The 16,296-nt window shown below is 47.5% G+C and carries 10 protein-coding genes; 9 read left to right on the forward strand and 1 reads right to left on the reverse strand.

What is annotated here, in order from left to right; genetic code table 11:
- Positions 1 to 7: 7 nt before the first annotated feature.
- A complete protein-coding gene (locus ICC18_RS16670; protein ID WP_188175569.1) occupies positions 8 to 940 on the reverse strand; it encodes a diacylglycerol/lipid kinase family protein in 933 nt (310 codons plus the stop codon).
- A 250-nt stretch (positions 941 to 1,190) separates the two neighbouring features.
- Here ICC18_RS16670 and ICC18_RS16675 point away from each other — a divergent pair, with 250 nt between their 5' ends.
- The 9 genes from ICC18_RS16675 (at position 1,191) to iolD (ending at position 16,271) form a co-directional block, all read left to right on the forward strand.
- On the forward strand, positions 1,191 to 2,969 hold the full coding sequence (locus ICC18_RS16675) for a methyl-accepting chemotaxis protein (RefSeq protein ID WP_188175570.1): 1,779 nt from the start codon (positions 1,191 to 1,193) through the stop codon (positions 2,967 to 2,969).
- A 723-nt stretch (positions 2,970 to 3,692) separates the two neighbouring features.
- Complete coding sequence (locus ICC18_RS16680) at positions 3,693 to 5,498, forward strand: cache domain-containing sensor histidine kinase (RefSeq protein ID WP_188175571.1); 1,806 nt, start codon at positions 3,693 to 3,695, stop codon at positions 5,496 to 5,498.
- Between the two features lie 4 nt (positions 5,499 to 5,502).
- Positions 5,503 to 7,101: a response regulator gene (locus tag ICC18_RS16685; RefSeq protein ID WP_188175572.1), complete on the forward strand. Its 1,599-nt coding sequence runs from the start codon at positions 5,503 to 5,505 to the stop codon at positions 7,099 to 7,101.
- A 95-nt stretch (positions 7,102 to 7,196) separates the two neighbouring features.
- Positions 7,197 to 8,543 carry an extracellular solute-binding protein gene (locus tag ICC18_RS16690; RefSeq protein ID WP_223192627.1) on the forward strand — a complete coding sequence of 449 codons (1,347 nt, stop codon included), beginning with the start codon at positions 7,197 to 7,199 and terminating at the stop codon, positions 8,541 to 8,543.
- Positions 8,544 to 8,547: 4 nt separating this feature from the next.
- Positions 8,548 to 9,426 (forward strand): carbohydrate ABC transporter permease, encoded by an 879-nt coding sequence (locus ICC18_RS16695; protein WP_188175573.1) that lies wholly within the window; start codon positions 8,548 to 8,550, stop codon positions 9,424 to 9,426.
- Positions 9,427 to 9,479: 53 nt separating this feature from the next.
- Positions 9,480 to 10,265, forward strand: coding sequence for a carbohydrate ABC transporter permease (locus ICC18_RS16700; protein ID WP_188175720.1), 786 nt, complete (start codon positions 9,480 to 9,482; stop codon positions 10,263 to 10,265).
- 24 nt (positions 10,266 to 10,289) lie between these two features.
- Complete coding sequence (gene nagZ, locus ICC18_RS16705) at positions 10,290 to 11,924, forward strand: beta-N-acetylhexosaminidase (RefSeq protein WP_188175574.1); 1,635 nt, start codon at positions 10,290 to 10,292, stop codon at positions 11,922 to 11,924.
- A 247-nt stretch (positions 11,925 to 12,171) separates the two neighbouring features.
- Positions 12,172 to 13,437, forward strand: coding sequence for an MFS transporter (locus ICC18_RS16710; RefSeq protein ID WP_188175575.1), 1,266 nt, complete (start codon positions 12,172 to 12,174; stop codon positions 13,435 to 13,437).
- Positions 13,438 to 14,405: 968 nt separating this feature from the next.
- Positions 14,406 to 16,271 (forward strand): 3D-(3,5/4)-trihydroxycyclohexane-1,2-dione acylhydrolase (decyclizing), encoded by a 1,866-nt coding sequence (gene iolD, locus ICC18_RS16715; RefSeq protein WP_188175576.1) that lies wholly within the window; start codon positions 14,406 to 14,408, stop codon positions 16,269 to 16,271.
- The last annotated feature ends 25 nt before the right edge of the window (positions 16,272 to 16,296 follow it).

A 16,296-nucleotide genomic window follows, 5' to 3' on the forward strand; every position in this document is an offset into this window, starting at 1 on the left:
AACATTTTCAATTATATGTTTTATAAGCTGTACCTATCACAGTTAGCGCGGCAGGCACTATGTCTACATGTAGCGGAGTTGAGTCTGTAAACTCCCCATCTGCTTGAATCAGTAAAGGATGCTCGGTGCGAAGCCGGATTGAAGTGCCTTTGAAAAAAGAGACGGAAGGATGCTGCGTATGCTTTCCTTGGTAGACCGTGAACAGAATCGGCAGCAGACGGATACGGCCGCGGCTTTGAATGACGACAACGTCAGCCATTCCATCGAAAGGAGAAGCGGCAGGACAGATTTGAATGGACCCGCCGTAAAAAGGGATGTTCGCTATCGCAGCAAGCCACATATCAGGCAGTTCATGAATGACGCCATCTACTTCTAACCAAGCTCTGCTGGGCTTATAATGAAGAAAAACTCGCAAAATTGTGATGAAATAAGAGAGTTTCCCGAGACCGATGCGGTTCAAAAGTTTCTTGTAACCGGCTTCATTCGTAAGTTTGGCTACCATCCCATCGAAACCCGCACCGATGCTGTTCACGGCAACCATCCCTCCTGCAGTACGCAGCAGATCAATGTGAATGTAGTTTTCATTGGAGAGCGCCACTTCCAGCGCACGAACGGGATCTGTAGGAATTCCGTAAGCTTTGGCAAAATCGTTCCCTGTTCCAGCCGGGATTACGGCAAGTTTGCAGGCAGAACCGTTCCTGTAAGCTTGCCATAATCCGCCTGCGGTTTCATGTATCGTACCGTCTCCGCCGATAACGATAAGTTTCTCAATACTGTGCTCGCTGACCATCTTTTCTGCTAATTCTCCCGTCTCTCCGGCTCTTGATGTTATCACAGCGACGTGCGGAACAGAGAATTTTTGAAGCCTATCGCGTACTTCTCGCCATATGTCACATCCTCTTCCATCACCAGAACGCGGGTTCACTAAGACTCCGATCATTGTTGTCTCCTTTATCGCTCGAATCTTCGTTCAATTGGAATATTTTAACGTTAATCAATTCCTTGAAAGTGGCGGTATTTGTCGATTATTGTCTTTACAGTGAAGTCTTGATTTTGTAAAATAAACCATAGGTAAATTTTTTTAATATGATGTTAGATATTATGTCACCAAATTAATAGGAGAGATGGTTTTCTTTCGTACTGCACAAGACATACGCAAGATCATACTTCTCGGAGGGGGAACTATCACTTTGAAATTTAGTGCCAAATTAAGTTGGGCGACGAAGTACGCCAAGTATTTAAAGAACGTGAAAGTAAACATGACCATGCTTCGCAATCTTAGGCTTCGTTTTAAGCTGCTTCTCATGAACGTAATAGCGATCACGTTTCTACTCATTGTAGGCGTAGTCGGCTATTATTTCATGGACAAAATGGCTAGCAATTCTACTAGAATGTACGAGGAAAGTCTGCTTTCTGTCAAATGGATTAATCAGTTAAAAGCCAATTTCAATGAGACTGAAGCGAATTTGCTTGAAATGATGCTGTCTACAGATGTGAGGTACAAAGATAAGTTAAAAACCAAATTAAACGAAGACATTGCGACGAATAACGAATTGGTCCAGAAATTAGGACAAATTCCGATGAACGCTGAAGAAAAGGCGGCATACCAAAAGTTTGAGGAATTGAATACTAAATATCGCGAGGTCAGCACCGCAGCAATTGAGCATGCGACTCAGAATAATCAAGTTGCCTATCAGGTGTATAATAATCAGGTATCTCCTCAAGGGGATCAAACGGTCGAAGCGTTGAATAAGTTAGTTGTTCTGAAAGAATCGGCCGCTGAACAGTTCCAGAAATCAAGTTCAAGAGATTCGATCATATCTCATTGGGTTATCATCTTTACTATCATTCTTGCAATTATTGTTCTTACTGCGAATGCGCTGGCTTTGAATATGATTATTACAACACCAATTCGTAATTTGCAGGAGCATATGGAGAAGGCGGCTAACGGCGATCTTTCGGTACAAGGCAGTTACCCGTATGACGATGAAGTAGGCAAATTAACGAACTCTTTTAATGTGATGACGGAAAGTCTTCGTAACCTGGTCGCTCAAATCGCCGATAACGCATTGACGCTTTCAGCTAGTTCGGAAGAACTACTTGCGAGCTCCGAGCAAAGTTCGACCGCGGCGAAGCAGGTTGCCGAATCCAGTCAACAGTTGGCGATCGATTTTGAGAAGCAGTTCGCCGGCGTTAACGAAGCTAGTGAGGCTGTTCATCAAATGGTTGGCAGCACCAAGCGTATCGATGAATCTGCTCAAGAAGTGGCTGCACTCGCTGAACAAGCATCGAGCGCTGCCCATAACGGAAAACAATCCGTTATTTCGATAGCTGAACAAATGCGAGAAATTTCGGACGCTTCCCAAGAGGTTCATGGCGTAGTCGAAGCGCTCGGCAAAAACGCGCATGAAATCGGTAAAATCGTAGGTGTCATCAACGAAATTGCGACCCAGACGAATCTGCTCTCGCTGAATGCAGCGATTGAAGCTGCAAGAGCCGGGGAAGCCGGACGCGGATTCGCGGTTGTGGCCGGCGAGGTTCGCAAATTGGCCGAGCAGTCGTCATCTTCTGCGCGAGACATCACGAATCTGGTTGCTACGATTCAGAGACAAATTAATCATGCTGTCGTGTCCATGCAAGCGGGAGCAAGCAAAGTAGAACAAGGTCTGACAATCTCCAAGCAAGCCCAAGAATCGTTCGTACATATTGAAGCATCCGTCGATAAAGTGAATGCCAAAGTGGATGATGTGAATCAAGCGATCCACCGCCTAGCCCTTGCGAATGTTCGAATTGAAGAAGTGATGAGTGTAGTAAGTGCCGTATCCGAGACCGGCATTAGCGTTAGTCAGGAAGCGTCGGCTGCCAGCCAAGAGCAAATGGCGACGACCGAAGAGATTGAGAACTCGGCAAAATCCTTAGCCGGTTTAGCGGAAGAGCTGCAGCTCTCGCTGCAGAAGTTTACAGTATAATATATAGAGGAGCCGCGGGCTGGATGCCTGCGGTTTTTTGCTGCAATCAGGATTATTATCATAGTAAGATCAGGATTGGAAGATAAATATTTGACAAAATGGTGAAGTTTGTTGTATTATAAAATAATTGATTGACATGAAACATATAAACACTTCAAACCAAACCTCATTTACCCCACACGAACGATTAGCGAGACGAAAGTAACCCCCTTTCCTTGTTTCTTATTCTCCCAATGCGCAGTAAGCTCATTCATGGTAAACCCGAGGCAGCGTTTAGTGTTTCGGCAGCAGGTGTTTGTAATCCAATTCTCACTGGCGCGGTCATTGGAGCCGCAAGGATGGAAGAGAGGCAGGGCTTTCGTTGTTTTGATAGAAGCACAGTAATAACGCATTTCATAGAGATCAATAATAAGAAGGCTGTTTTTATCCGATGGGTAAAGACGGCCTTTATTTTGTATAGCCAGGAAATGATGTACGTCTATAAGTGAATGGAATTCCGGCCACTAACTGGTATAACCAGGTCCATTGAATTAGAATAAATATTAACGAACCAATATGCTCTCACAGAATAATAGGAAAATAGGCGACATTAGCCATCAAGCAGTTTAGAGAATATTATCCCTGCATGTTAGAAACCTATCCCTAGGTAGCTGGAATGAACGTCATTTATAATAGAAGGAAAATGGTGCCTGATTCTGTTTGGAGGGAGCCTGTACCCTATCCATGAATTTAAATAAGAAAGTGTTCATAGGGTTTTTGACATTCATTATTATTCCCTTATTCGTGCTAGGTTCCGTTGTCTACACGGTCTCGCAGCAATTGATTGAAAAGAAATACGGTGATCTGACCGAGGTTACACTGCAGGCCGTTTCCCGAAACATTTATTATATGTTCAAGGAAGCGAATTATTTCTCTGATTTCTGGATGGTGAAGGAAGGGATTCAGGGGATATACCGGTCTATGGATGAGATTAAGCCAAACGAAGAAACGCTATCTTCTTATGATCTCAATACCTTCGACACGCTGCTGCGCAGCTCGATTCTTACCTACTCCCCCGTTCAATCCGTCGTCATCTATAACAATCATGGGACATCGTTCAGCGCCGGCCGAACGGGCAGCAGTTCCACGCCGTGGACATCGCTGCTGGACAGTACCGCTTTTAAACAAATTAATAGCTTAAACGGAAGCCCGTTATGGATCGGGCCTGCAGAATATAAGGAGTTCCCGACCGGGCACCGGGAGTTCTATCAAGCGCGTTTGGTCAAAGATTTCTGGACGATGGACAACCGCGGCTACATGCTGCTCCGGTACCGTTTCAACGAGCTGGATCAGATTTTCCGTTCCTTTAACACGAAAGAGGAGAGCTCTAAGCGTTATCTGGTCGTGAATAAAAACGGTTTAATTTTTTATGATAACAAGCAAAGTCTGGAAGGGGCCAATATTCTTCAGCTTTTGCCGGGCAAGCTCGATTTGGCGAATCCGAATTCAAGTTTTCAAGCCGATTTTCTGGATGAGAAAAGCCTGGTTTCCTTGTATCACCTTGATTTGAACCAGATGGGCGTTCAAGATTGGAGCGTCGTGTCGATTACCTCATGGAAGTACGTCGCCGGGGAAATGGAGACGATTATGAAATGGGTTGCCGGCATTACATTTATCTGTTTATTTTTTGCCCTTGTCTATAATTTGGTGTTCGTAAGAAGAATCATTCAATTTATTTTACGTATCGTTTCTTCGATGAAAAAAGTGGAGCGGGGCGATCTGTCCACTCGGATGGAAGTCAGCGGCAAAGATGAGACACAGGCCCTTGCCAGAGGGTTTAACAGTCTGGTCGTTCGCGTAGAGGATCTGCTCGAAGAAGTGAAGCGTCAGCAGGATCGTAAAAATAAAGCCGAGCTCATGCTGCTGCAAGCTCAAATCAAGCCGCATTTTTTATTCAATACGCTGGAATCCATCAATGTATTGGCGATTCAAAACCAGGGAAAAAAAGTGAGCCAAATGGTCTATCGACTTGGCAATCTGCTGCGTATCGGGATGGACAACAAAGAAGAAATCACGCTAAAGCAAGAACTGGAGCATCTGAAAAGCTATTTGGAAATCCAGGAGTTTCGCTTTGAGGACCAGTTTCAATATGAAATCGAGGCGCCGCACGGGCTGCTGAACTTCCATATCCTCAAGCTGACGCTTCAGCCAATAGTTGAGAACAGCATCCAGCATGGTTTTGATCCGATCGATTACAAAGGTTTTATCTCGATTCGGGTAGTCGATGAAGGAGAACGAATCGGCATCTATGTGACCGATAACGGCGCTGGAATCAGTGAGGAGAAGCTGGCCAAATTCCGCTATAAGACGGAGCTGGAAACGCCTTTCCACGAAATTATGGATGTGAATGAAGAGCGGCGCGGGCTTGGCGTCAGTAATGTGGCGGACCGAATCCGAATTCAATATGGCGCGCATTACGGTATGTTTATTTGCAGTTTGGAAGGTCACGGAACGGCAATGAAAATTGTGATTCCGAAAACAAGGGGGTAAATCGATGAGATTGAAAGCGATTTTGGCTGATGACGAGCCTAACATTTTGCGCAATTTACAACTGGTTATTCCCTGGGATGAGCTTCAGATTGATATTGTAGGCACCGCGAAGAACGGTATTGAAGCGCTTGAGCTTTCCAGATTGCATATCCCTGATCTTATAATGAGCGATATCCGCATGCCGCAGATGGATGGCATCATGTTCGTAGAAAAGCTTCGTGAAATCAATGATAATTGTGTCGTTCTGATGGTTACCGGGTATCAAGACTTCGAATATGCGCGCTCGTTGATGAAGTTTGGCGTCAGCGACTATATGCTCAAGCCGATCAACTACGAGGAGCTTGAACATACGATTCGTAAACTTGCCGAGCAAATCCGCGACAAGAAGCAGCTTAAGCTCGATGAACAACAAAAGTGGGGCAAAGTCAAAAATTTGGCCTATGAAAAAATATTGTATGACGTGCTCATGAACTGTACGGAAATTACGCCTATCAACCTGCTTCCCATCGACGAAATCGATTTGGATCGTCTTACCTATGTGTTTGCCATGATCGATGTGGATGATTATTCGCAAAAGTCGTTATTGTGGACGGAAGAGGATCGTAAGCTGTGGAATTTTGCCGTGAGAAACGTGCTGCAGGACTCTCTGGCGGGTGAGTTGCTGAAGTTCTCGATCTTGCAAATGCGGGAAGGGGAGTGGTGCCTGCTCATCCAATGCGAGTCCTCAGAAGAGCAAACAGCGCTTGCCTCCGTATTTAGGCTGGCAAAGCAGATGCAGAACGATGTTCTGCGAACAGTGAAAATTAGCATTAGCGTAGGCGTATATCCCGAAATAGTGGGTATTCGCGGACTATCGAGCGTGTATAAGAAGCTGCAGCGATTGATGCAGCTTAGTCTTGAGAAGCAGCAATCCGTTCTCGTATACAAAGAATCCAAGGAGCCGCCGGATGCCAATATCTCTTTGTGGTATTTGGTAGAAGAAATTGTATCCGGGTTGAAGCAGCTCCATCGAACAAAGACAGAGGATGCGCTCGGGCGTTTAAAGTCTCTACTCGAAGGTCTGCCGAACAGCTCTTTTACCCGGGCTTTTCAGATGCTGCACTTTCTCATTCTTCATTTGCTCCGTGAACTGCGCGAAATGAACGGCATTGATTTGAAAGAGGAAGAAGAGGTGTGGCGTAAGCTGGACAAAAGCGAAAGCATTCAGCATTTGCTGCAGGTGATGGTACAGCTCGTCAGCCTCGGTCTGGAAGGAACGAATAAGAAGAAAAACAGCGAGCTGCTCATGACAGCGGCCAAAGAATACATTCGTACGCACTATTCAACGGACTTCGGAATCGAAGATATTGCAAGAGCACTTGGCATCAGCAGTTCCTACTTCAGCTTGTTATTCAAGCAGCACTACGGTGAAACGTTTGTGGAGTATGTAACCAAGCACCGGATGGAGCTGGCCAAATCCATGCTGCTGCTCAGCGATAAAAGCATCACCGATATCGGAAAGTCGGTCGGCTATACGGAACGACGCTATTTTACGAAGGTTTTCCAGAAGTTTACCGGTGAAATTCCGTCGGAGTACCGTGATAAAAGGCGCGAGAGCCAGTAGAGAAATTTCCCCCTTGATTAGGAGTTTGTCGGTCTTTAGGACAATCGCAGATACATTTTATAATTACATTGCAAGGCTAAAGGAGCTTATACTCTATGAGAAAAAGAGCGTTGATACCCGCCGCTGGGCTGATGGCGTTCACGATTCTGTTAACTGCTTGCGGAAATTCGAATACCGACAATAGCGTAAATCGCACAAGTCCGCCTTCTGTAGGTGAGAAAGCGGAGCCTATCTCGATCACTATTCGCCATACGCAAGTAAAGGATACGCAAAAGAAACGACTGATCATGCTGCAGGATGCCGTCAAAGCAACGGAAGCGAACGTACCGGGTTTAACGATTACGCTGGATGGCGTTGAGGATAAAGTGAACCGGTTCGAGAAGCTGAGAGCTGAGATGGCCGCCGGCAATCCGCCGGAAATTTTCGACTTATTTGGCGGGACGGATACAAGAGACTATGTCAAGGCGGATCGGCTGATGGATCTGACTCCGATTTTGAATGAACTCGGGCTGATCGATAAATTTTATAGCTTCGATGAATTCACGGTGAACGGTCGAATCTACGGAATTCCGATGGCCGGTTATGTGGAAGGTTTGTACTACAATAAGAGGATTTTGGCGGCGAACGGACTAAAGCCCCCGCAAACCTGGGATGAGCTGCTTGCCGCAGCGGATGCGCTCAAAGCAAAGCGAATCACGCCATTTGCACTCGCGGCTAAAGATTCTTGGGTGATCAACATGATGATCAATACGATGTGGGTACGTACCGCAGGCGTCGATTCAATCGAGGGATTTTTGGATGGAAGCAAGCGTTGGACAGACCCGGAGGTCATTGACGCTTTTTCCAAGTATCACACCTTGGTGAAAAGAGGTTACTTACAGGAGGGCAGCTTGGCGCTGTCCTATGCGGAACAACAAAACAAGTTCAGCAGCGGCGAAGCGGCATTCATGTTCGATGGCAGTTGGGCGAATACGCCGCTGCTGGACCCGGAGAAATCAACGATCGCAGGTGAGATCGGATTCATGAATTTTCCGTCGATGGGCGGGCCCGGTGACGGTTATATCAACGGCGGATGGTCGAACGCTTACGGTTTTTCCAAAAAGGTAAACGTGGGCCAGCTCGCGGCGATAAAAGAATTCATTCGGCAAATGTACAATGAGCCGATGCAAAAGAGGCAGCTCATCGAAGAAGGCATGCCGCCGGCTATGAAACTACAGGATGTAAGCAATGTCAATCCGTTGATAAGGCAAATTTTGGACGTATTCGCAGGTGCGAAGGGGACGTTTCCGGCATTTGATTCCCGCATACAGACCAAGGTTAGAGAGAAGCTGGAGCGCGGGATGCAAGAGTTGATTGGCGGACGAACCGATCCGGCAACTTTAATGACAGACATTCAGAAGCAGCAGGAAGCTTCGAATAAAGAGGAGGCTCATACGAAATAGAAGGATGAACAACACTTTAAGAAATCCTTTAGCCTATGCGCTCTTCACGCTGCCGACATCGCTGCTTTTCCTTGCATTTTTCCTCTATCCGCTCTTAACATCACTCAGGTATGGTTTCACGCATTGGAACGGTATTTCCGATCCTCAATTTATTGGATTCGACAATTTCATTATAGCGTTTCAGGATAAATACTTTTGGATTGCTGTGCGCAACAATGTATATTTCATTGGATTTTCCGTCTTTTTGCAGATTCCGCTGATCCTGATGCTTGCGCTGCTCGTAAGCAGGGTAAGGCTTTTTGCCGCATTTTATAAAACGACCATTTTTGTTCCCACGATTCTATCGACTTCCGTGGTCGGAGTGTTGTGGGCATTCGTTTATCATCCGCAGGCAGGGTTGTTGAACCAAATGCTCGAAGCGCTTGGTTTAGAAGCGTGGACGCGGGTCTGGCTAGCCGATGAATCGACGGCGATGCTATCGGTACTCGTGACAAACGGTTGGCAGTGGATCGGGTTTTATGTGGTGCTTGTCCTATCGGCCATTTATGCCATACCGAAGGAAATCATGGAAGCTGCAGAAATAGACGGCGCTGGCTATTGGGGGCGGGCATGGTCGATAATGATTCCGCTTCTGCGTCCTGTTATCGTGCTGATGGTTCTATTGTCCATCACTGGGGCGATGAAAGCGCTCGATATCGTTTTCGTCATGACCGGCGGCAATCCGTACGGCATCACGGAAGTGATGGCGACTTACATGTACAAAAAAGCGTACCGTCTTGGTGACTATGGGTATGCCAATGCAATAGCCATCCTTATTTTCGTCTTTACAGTCATTCTGACTTCTTTATTTCGTCGCCTCGCAAGAGAAAAGGAGAGAACTTGAACAATTATAGGAGGTATAAACAACATCATCGCGTCTACCCGCATTTAGTGCTCATGACGTATCTGCTCGTGATCCTTAATCCGCTCATTTGGGTATTCAATTCATCATTCAAGCAGAATCGGGAAATTATCGCCTCGCCGTGGTCGTTACCCGAAAGTATAACGCTTGCGAACTATATCAATGCTTGGACAGGGGCGAACGTCAGCAGTTATTTTGTGAACAGTCTATATATCTCGGTATGTTCGGCAATCGCTACCCTCTTACTTGGGACGGCGACGGCTTATGCGATTACACGTATGAAGTTTCCGAGGGTGAGCAAGCTTATATCGAGCGCATTGATGCTGGCCTTGCTCATCCCGGCGGGTTCATTGCTCGTGCCGCTATACATACTGCTTAGGAATTTATATATCTATAATACGCCACTTGCGCTGGTATTGCCTTACATCACTTTCGGCTTGCCGATCACTGTATTTATTGTGGCAGCCTTCCTGAAGTCGGTTCCGGCTGAACTGGAAGAGGCTGGGATCATGGACGGACTTTCTGCCTATGGTCTTTTCGGGCGCGTCATTGTGCCGATCACCATGCCAACGCTGATCACGGTATTCATGCTGAATTTTCTCAGCAACTGGAATGAGTTTATGATGGCAAATCTGTTCCTGGCCAAAGAAAAGTTAAGGACGCTGCCTGTCGCTATGGTGGCCTTCTACGACCAGTTGAATATGAATTACGGCTCATTGTGCGCGGCCATCATGTTTAGCGTGATTCCGGTCATTCTCATTTATATGATGTTGCAAAACCGAATTATTGAGGGCCTGACAACAGGGAGCATCAAAGGATAACTACGTCCTGGGGAGCGTGTATATATGTCATTGAGCAATCATCCGTTAACACTGCGTCAAAAAGTCGGGCAAATGTTTGTCTGCGGATTTGGATCCGTGCGGCCTAATGCGGAAATTACGAAGTTGATTGAGGATTATGGATTAGGCGGAGTCATTTATTTCCGCAGAAATGTCAAGGATGCTCATCAGCTTGCGAAATTGTCCGCCGAGCTGCAACACTTAAGCCGCAGTAACGGCGGGTTGCCGCTGTTCATCGCGGTCGACCAAGAGGGCGGCATGGTATCGCGGATTGAAAAAGGAGCCACGCTGCTGCCGGGGAATATGGCATTAGGGGCGACTTTCGCACCTTCAGGCGCATATGCGAGCGCCAAAGTGATGGGCAAAGAGCTGCGCCAAATGGGCATCAATATGAATTTTGCGCCTTGCCTCGACATTAATAACAATCGGTTGAATCCGGTTATCGGCGTCCGCTCTTACGGGGAAACGGCAGAACTCGTCAGCGATATGGGAACGCAAGCGGTTAAGGGGCTTCAAGATATGGGCGTTATCGCGACGGTGAAGCATTTCCCGGGACATGGGGACACTTCGGAGGATTCCCACCACGATCTTCCTATCGTACCGCACAGCATGGAAAGGCTGATGGGGCTGGAGCTGGCTCCATTCGTCAGCGCCATTGAAGGAGGAGTCGACGCCATTATGACGGCGCATATCGTGTTTGCCGCGCTGGAAGAAGACGGGCTTCCCTCGACGCTATCTTACCGTATTTTGACGGAGCTGCTTCGTCAGAAGCTTGGTTTTGAAGGCTTAATCGTGACCGATTGTCTGGAGATGAAGGCGATCTCCGAAGGGCTGGGTGTTGCCGAAGGCTCGATTCGGGCCATTGAAGCGGGTTCCGACCTGATTCTGGTCAGTCATTTGCTGGATCGGCAAATCACGGCTATCGAAGCGGTCATACAGGCTGTGGAGAGCGGCAGGATACCGGAGTCGCGAATTGACGAATCCGTGATGCGCATTATGCAGTATAAATTCAAAAGAGACATTCAATTCGATAAATTGACCACGATTCCTCAGGCGTCGATATCCACTCCGGAACATCGGGAGCTGGCCAAAGAACTTAGCCGCAAAAGCATAACCTTAGTGAAGGATGAGGTCGGTAAAGCGCTTGATTTGATCGAGCCGACGCTTGTGATTTGGACTGAAGTTCAAGAGGGTACCGAAATTGATGAAGTGGTGGAACGTGAAGGGACGCTGGGTTACGTTCTATCCGAAATCACCGGTCAGGCCGTCGAAGAGGTTTACATCGGGCTTTACCCATCCGCGGCGGAGATCGATGCTGTACTTAGAGCAAGCGAAGGGAAAAAGCAGGTCGTTATGGTGACTTATAATGCGGCTTTTTCCAAGGGACAAACGGAGATCGCTAAAGCGGTGGCCGGCGAGAAAGACCTGCGTTTCATCGTGGCAGCGGGCCGTAATCCATATGACCTGCTGGAGTTCCCGGAAGTAAAAACCTACTATGCTTGTTATGAAAATCGCCCGCTAGCCATAAATTCTCTAGCCCGTGTGCTGCTTGGTAAAGAAAAAGCGGTCGGTAGATTGCCGGTGACGCTGTCTGAGCAATATCCGATCGGTTGGAGGCACGAGAAAAGTGAGTTTGAATAGGAAGGAAACAAACGCACAAGACTACTAAGTAGGTATCGATCTGGTCATGACTAAGATGCTGGGCGCCGCGCTGTGATGTCCAGGCATATGTAATAAATTTTATATGACTGGTCATATGACCTATTTCACTAGACGTGGGAGCACCCTTTTCGGTAAATTAGGTAAGGCGGCTGAAACATTTTCGTTCCTGAAATCGTCAGGAAGGAGGTCGAGCCGTCGATCCAAATGTAAAGGGGTGTTTCTTTTTATGTCACAATCTGCAACAACGGCCAAGACGGACATGCGTTCATTTTTTGCGAACCGGTTCGTGCAAGCCATTCTCTTATCCGGTTTATTCCTGCAAGTCGGAATCTGGATTCGTAACTTCGCGATTTTGCTCTATGTAACGGATATGACGAATAACGATCCTGTCTCTGTTTCATTAATTTCCGTAGCCGAGTTTGGACCTATCTTTCTGTTTTCATTCATAGGCGGAGCTTTTGCAGACCGCTGGAGACCGAAATTAACGATGGTATGGTGCGATATCCTCAGCGCCGTTTCCGTATTTGTTGTTATGCTTACACTGTACTATGGTTCCTGGAAAGCGATCTTTTTCGCCACCCTGGTTTCGGCCATACTTTCGCAATTCTCGCAGCCGTCCGGGATGAAGCTGTTTAAGATTCACGTTCCCGAATCGCAAATGCAGCTCGGTATATCCATGTATCAATCCATGATGGCGATTTTTATGATCGTAGGCCCGCTCATGGGCACATACGTATATTTCAACTTTGGCATTAATGTCGCGGTTGCCATTATGGGCGTGTGCTTCTTGCTATCCGCCGTTGTCTTAATGTTCCTTCCCGCTGACCCAAGATCAGAGGAAAAAGACAAGCAGCGTTCCACGCATATTTTTGCTGAGATGGGTCAAGGCTTTCGTTATGTGTTGAACAACAAGATGTTGGTTATCCTGGGAGGCTGCTTTGCCGTAGCCGGATTGGCAATAGGCTTGATCAGTCCGCTTGGACTCTTCATCGTGACTGAAAATTTAGGCTTGCCTAAGGAAAACCTGCAATGGTTTATGGCGGCCAACGGCGTGGCGATGATCGTCGGGGGAGGCCTCGCGATGGGCTTATCCAAAAAAATGTCGCCGCAGGCCATGCTTACATTGGGCATGGCGGTCAGTATTGTAACAATTGCCGTCATGGGTATTACGCCGCTACTGTGGTTAGCCCTAGTCGCTCAATTCTTTTCCGGTCTGGTTATGCCGGCCATTCAAATCGGTATTAACACTATGATCCTGGGGAATACGGAGGAAGCATTCGTAGGCAGGGTAAACGGAATTCTGAACCCTTTGTTTATGGGAGCTATGGTGATTACGATGAGTTCGGCAGGCAAACTCAAAGATTTATTCCCGCTTGAAGCCATTTATTTGGCGTCGGCAGCCTTGTTTATAATCGGTGTGCTGATCATGCTGCCTACATTGAAATATAAGCCGCAGCCCCTGCCGCAAAAAGAAGGTCAAACGACTCACTGATGCATAAAACTTGCCGTCCTGCAACTTCGAAATTTCGAAGTGCGGGGCGGTTTTTTTACTACGGCGGCACAATTAACGAACAATTTCAAATAAGAGCACTTCGCACCGAGTACTTTAGGTTCCGATTGCGTTTATTGCAGTTCGATTTCGCCCAATTGCAAAACGTGGTGAATGGAGTTAGCGGCTGGAGTTCGATTTTGCCAGCTTGTAATGCGCTCATCGAACATCTACTTGCTCAAACCAAGCTGCAATTCTGTAAAATCAAACTCCAAATTGTTTTGGTGGATGTATCTTATATGCAATTGTGTTTTTCCGGACTTTAATAGCGAAATGCTCGATTAACTATAAGGTATGAGTTTGCAAATTAATCCGGCACACCATTTGGTCAGTTATTTTTGTCCGCAGAAGCTGCGCTTTGAACAAAGCCCTTTGTTCGTTAATTATGCCACTATGGACGCTATTTCGAGCCGATAACGTGTAAATAATGGCATAGCGCCCTGTTGAACGCTAATTTATGACTATCGTAAATTAGCGAATATTGTTCGCTGGACCCTTGAATTGGCCGATTTCGCTTTCCATTAGTACCCCGATATTCCCCAATAACACCCCTTATTCGTTATTCAAATTGTATACTCAAGTTCGGCGCAGCGCCGTAAGAGCGAACAGGACTCAGCCAGTTTTTCTTCCAGACATTCCTACTATTGATAATCAACGGTAGCGAAAGTTGCGTTCTTCCCTCTGAGTTATTAATTTTGAGGGTGTTTGGGTTAGCGCTTAACTTATAATTTACAAAAAAACTATTGAAAGCGTTTGAGGTTGGGAGTATACTCGAGGTATAAAACGTTATTCATCCAATATGTTTCCTTTATTTAAATGGATTTTTTCAGTTATGTGAAATCCACTTATTTTTTCATTTCAGGTTAAGCGCTTACCCTGATCTATCAAAATATCACACATGGAGGTAAACGATGTCGGTCATACGATTAACGATGGCGCAGGCGCTGCTGCGGTTTTTGGATAACCAGTACGTGTCTGTCGACGGTCAAGAGATTAAGTTTGTAAGAGGCGTTATGGGCATTTTCGGTCACGGCAATGTAACCGGACTAGGAGAAGCGCTGGAGAATGCCGGCGGCGGGCTCGAATTCATTCAAGGAAAAAACGAGCAAGGGATGGTTCATGCCGCTGCTTCCTTTGCCAAACAGCATAACCGCACGCAAATTTATGCATGCACAAGCTCGATCGGTCCGGGTGCGCTCAATATGGTGACTGCTGCGGCTACGGCGACCGTGAACCGGATTCCGGTACTGCTGCTGCCCGGCGACAATTTCGCCTGCAGACAGCCGGATCCCGTGCTTCAGCAACTGGAAGTAACGAGCGATTATACGATTTCGGCTACGGATCCGTTCCGGCCTGTAAGCGCCTATTGGGATCGGATCGAAAGACCCGAGCAGCTGATGAGCGCTGCGCTTAACGCGATGAGGGTGCTCACGGATCCTGCGGAGACGGGGGCTGTTACGCTGGCGCTGCCGCAGGATGTGCAGGCCGAAGCGTACGATTACCCGGCATCCTTTTTTGAAAAACGGATGCACATTATCGATAGGCGTCCTCCTTCGGTGGATGCGGTCGCGAGAGCAGTGACGCTGATCAAGTCCAAGCACAGACCGCTTATCGTTGCGGGGGGAGGCGTGCACTATTCCGGCGCTTATAAGGAACTGCTCGCTTTTGCGGAAGCTTTCGGCATTCCGATTACGGAAACGCAAGCTGGGAAAAGCGCCGTATCTTGGACGCATCCGCTTAATCTGGGCGCGATCGGCGTAACCGGAACGCTGCCGGCGAACGTTACCGCCAAAGAAGCGGACCTGATCATCGGCGTCGGTACGCGATACTCGGATTTTACAACTTCTTCAAAATCTGCATTTCAGCATGAACAGGTTGAGTTTATCAATATCAATGTCAGCTCCTTCGACGCATTCAAAATGAATGCCGTCCGCGTCGTCGCAGATGCGAAAGAAGCGCTGAGTGCTTTGCATGGGTTACTTTTGAAAGAGGGCTATCGCACCGCTTACGATTCGGAAGCTTTGAGTGGCTTGAAAAAGTCTTGGGACGAAGAAACGGATCGCCTCTATAATTTGACAAGCGAAGACGGACTTGTTCAGACGGCCGTTGTCGGCGAGATCAACCGATTCCTCGGGGCAAGAGACGTGATCGTTTGTGCGGCAGGCAGCCTACCCGGCGACCTTCATCGTCTGTGGAGATGCGTAGAGCCAAAAACGTATAACATGGAATACGGTTTCTCTTGTATGGGGTATGAGGTTAGCGGAGCCTTCGGCGCGGCTTTGGCCGAACCGGACCGCGACGTGTATGCGATCGTCGGCGACGGCAGCTACCTTATGCTGCACTCCGAGCTCCTGACCAGCTTGCAGGAGAATCGCAAAATCACCGTACTGCTGCTGGACAATCATGGCTTCCAATGCATACATAATTTGCAGAAGGGCCATGGCAGCCAAGGGTTCGGCAACGAATTCCGCTACCGCAGCGAGCAGACTGGCCGGTTGACTGCCGACTATATGCCGATTGATTTTGCAGCGCATGCCCGCAGCCTGGGGGCCAAAGCGTATACCGTCACTACGCCGGATGGTCTTCGCGAAGCGCTCGCCAAAGCTAAAGAAGAGCAGATTTCGACGCTCATTGACATCAAAGTATTGCCGGGAACAGGCACATCCGGTTACGAATCGTGGTGGAGGGTAGGCGTCCCGGAAGTATCGAGCAGCGCCAAAGTAGTCGAAGCGCATGAGCAAATGAAAGTTCAAACGGCGAAGGCTGACCAACTATAGACTTGATGAAATAACCATAAAGGAG

It is taken from the genome of Paenibacillus sedimenti, from assembly GCF_014534655.1.
Taxonomy (GTDB): Bacteria; Bacillota; Bacilli; order Paenibacillales; family NBRC-103111; genus Paenibacillus_E; species Paenibacillus_E sedimenti.

Bases quoted from the DNA above. Each gene is read 5' to 3' on its own strand.
- ICC18_RS16670 (WP_188175569.1), bottom strand. From the start codon at position 940: ATGATCGGAGTCTTAGTGAACCCGCGTTCTGGTGATGGAAGAGGATGT.
- ICC18_RS16680 (WP_188175571.1), top strand. From the start codon at position 3,693: ATGAATTTAAATAAGAAAGTGTTCATAGGGTTTTTGACATTCATTATT.
- ICC18_RS16685 (WP_188175572.1), top strand. From the start codon at position 5,503: ATGAGATTGAAAGCGATTTTGGCTGATGACGAGCCTAACATTTTGCGC.
- ICC18_RS16690 (WP_223192627.1), top strand. From the start codon at position 7,197: ATGAGAAAAAGAGCGTTGATACCCGCCGCTGGGCTGATGGCGTTCACG.
- ICC18_RS16695 (WP_188175573.1), top strand. From the start codon at position 8,548: ATGAACAACACTTTAAGAAATCCTTTAGCCTATGCGCTCTTCACGCTG.
- ICC18_RS16700 (WP_188175720.1), top strand. From the start codon at position 9,480: ATGACGTATCTGCTCGTGATCCTTAATCCGCTCATTTGGGTATTCAAT.
- nagZ (WP_188175574.1), top strand. From the start codon at position 10,290: ATGTCATTGAGCAATCATCCGTTAACACTGCGTCAAAAAGTCGGGCAA.
- ICC18_RS16710 (WP_188175575.1), top strand. From the start codon at position 12,172: ATGTCACAATCTGCAACAACGGCCAAGACGGACATGCGTTCATTTTTT.
- iolD (WP_188175576.1), top strand. From the start codon at position 14,406: ATGTCGGTCATACGATTAACGATGGCGCAGGCGCTGCTGCGGTTTTTG.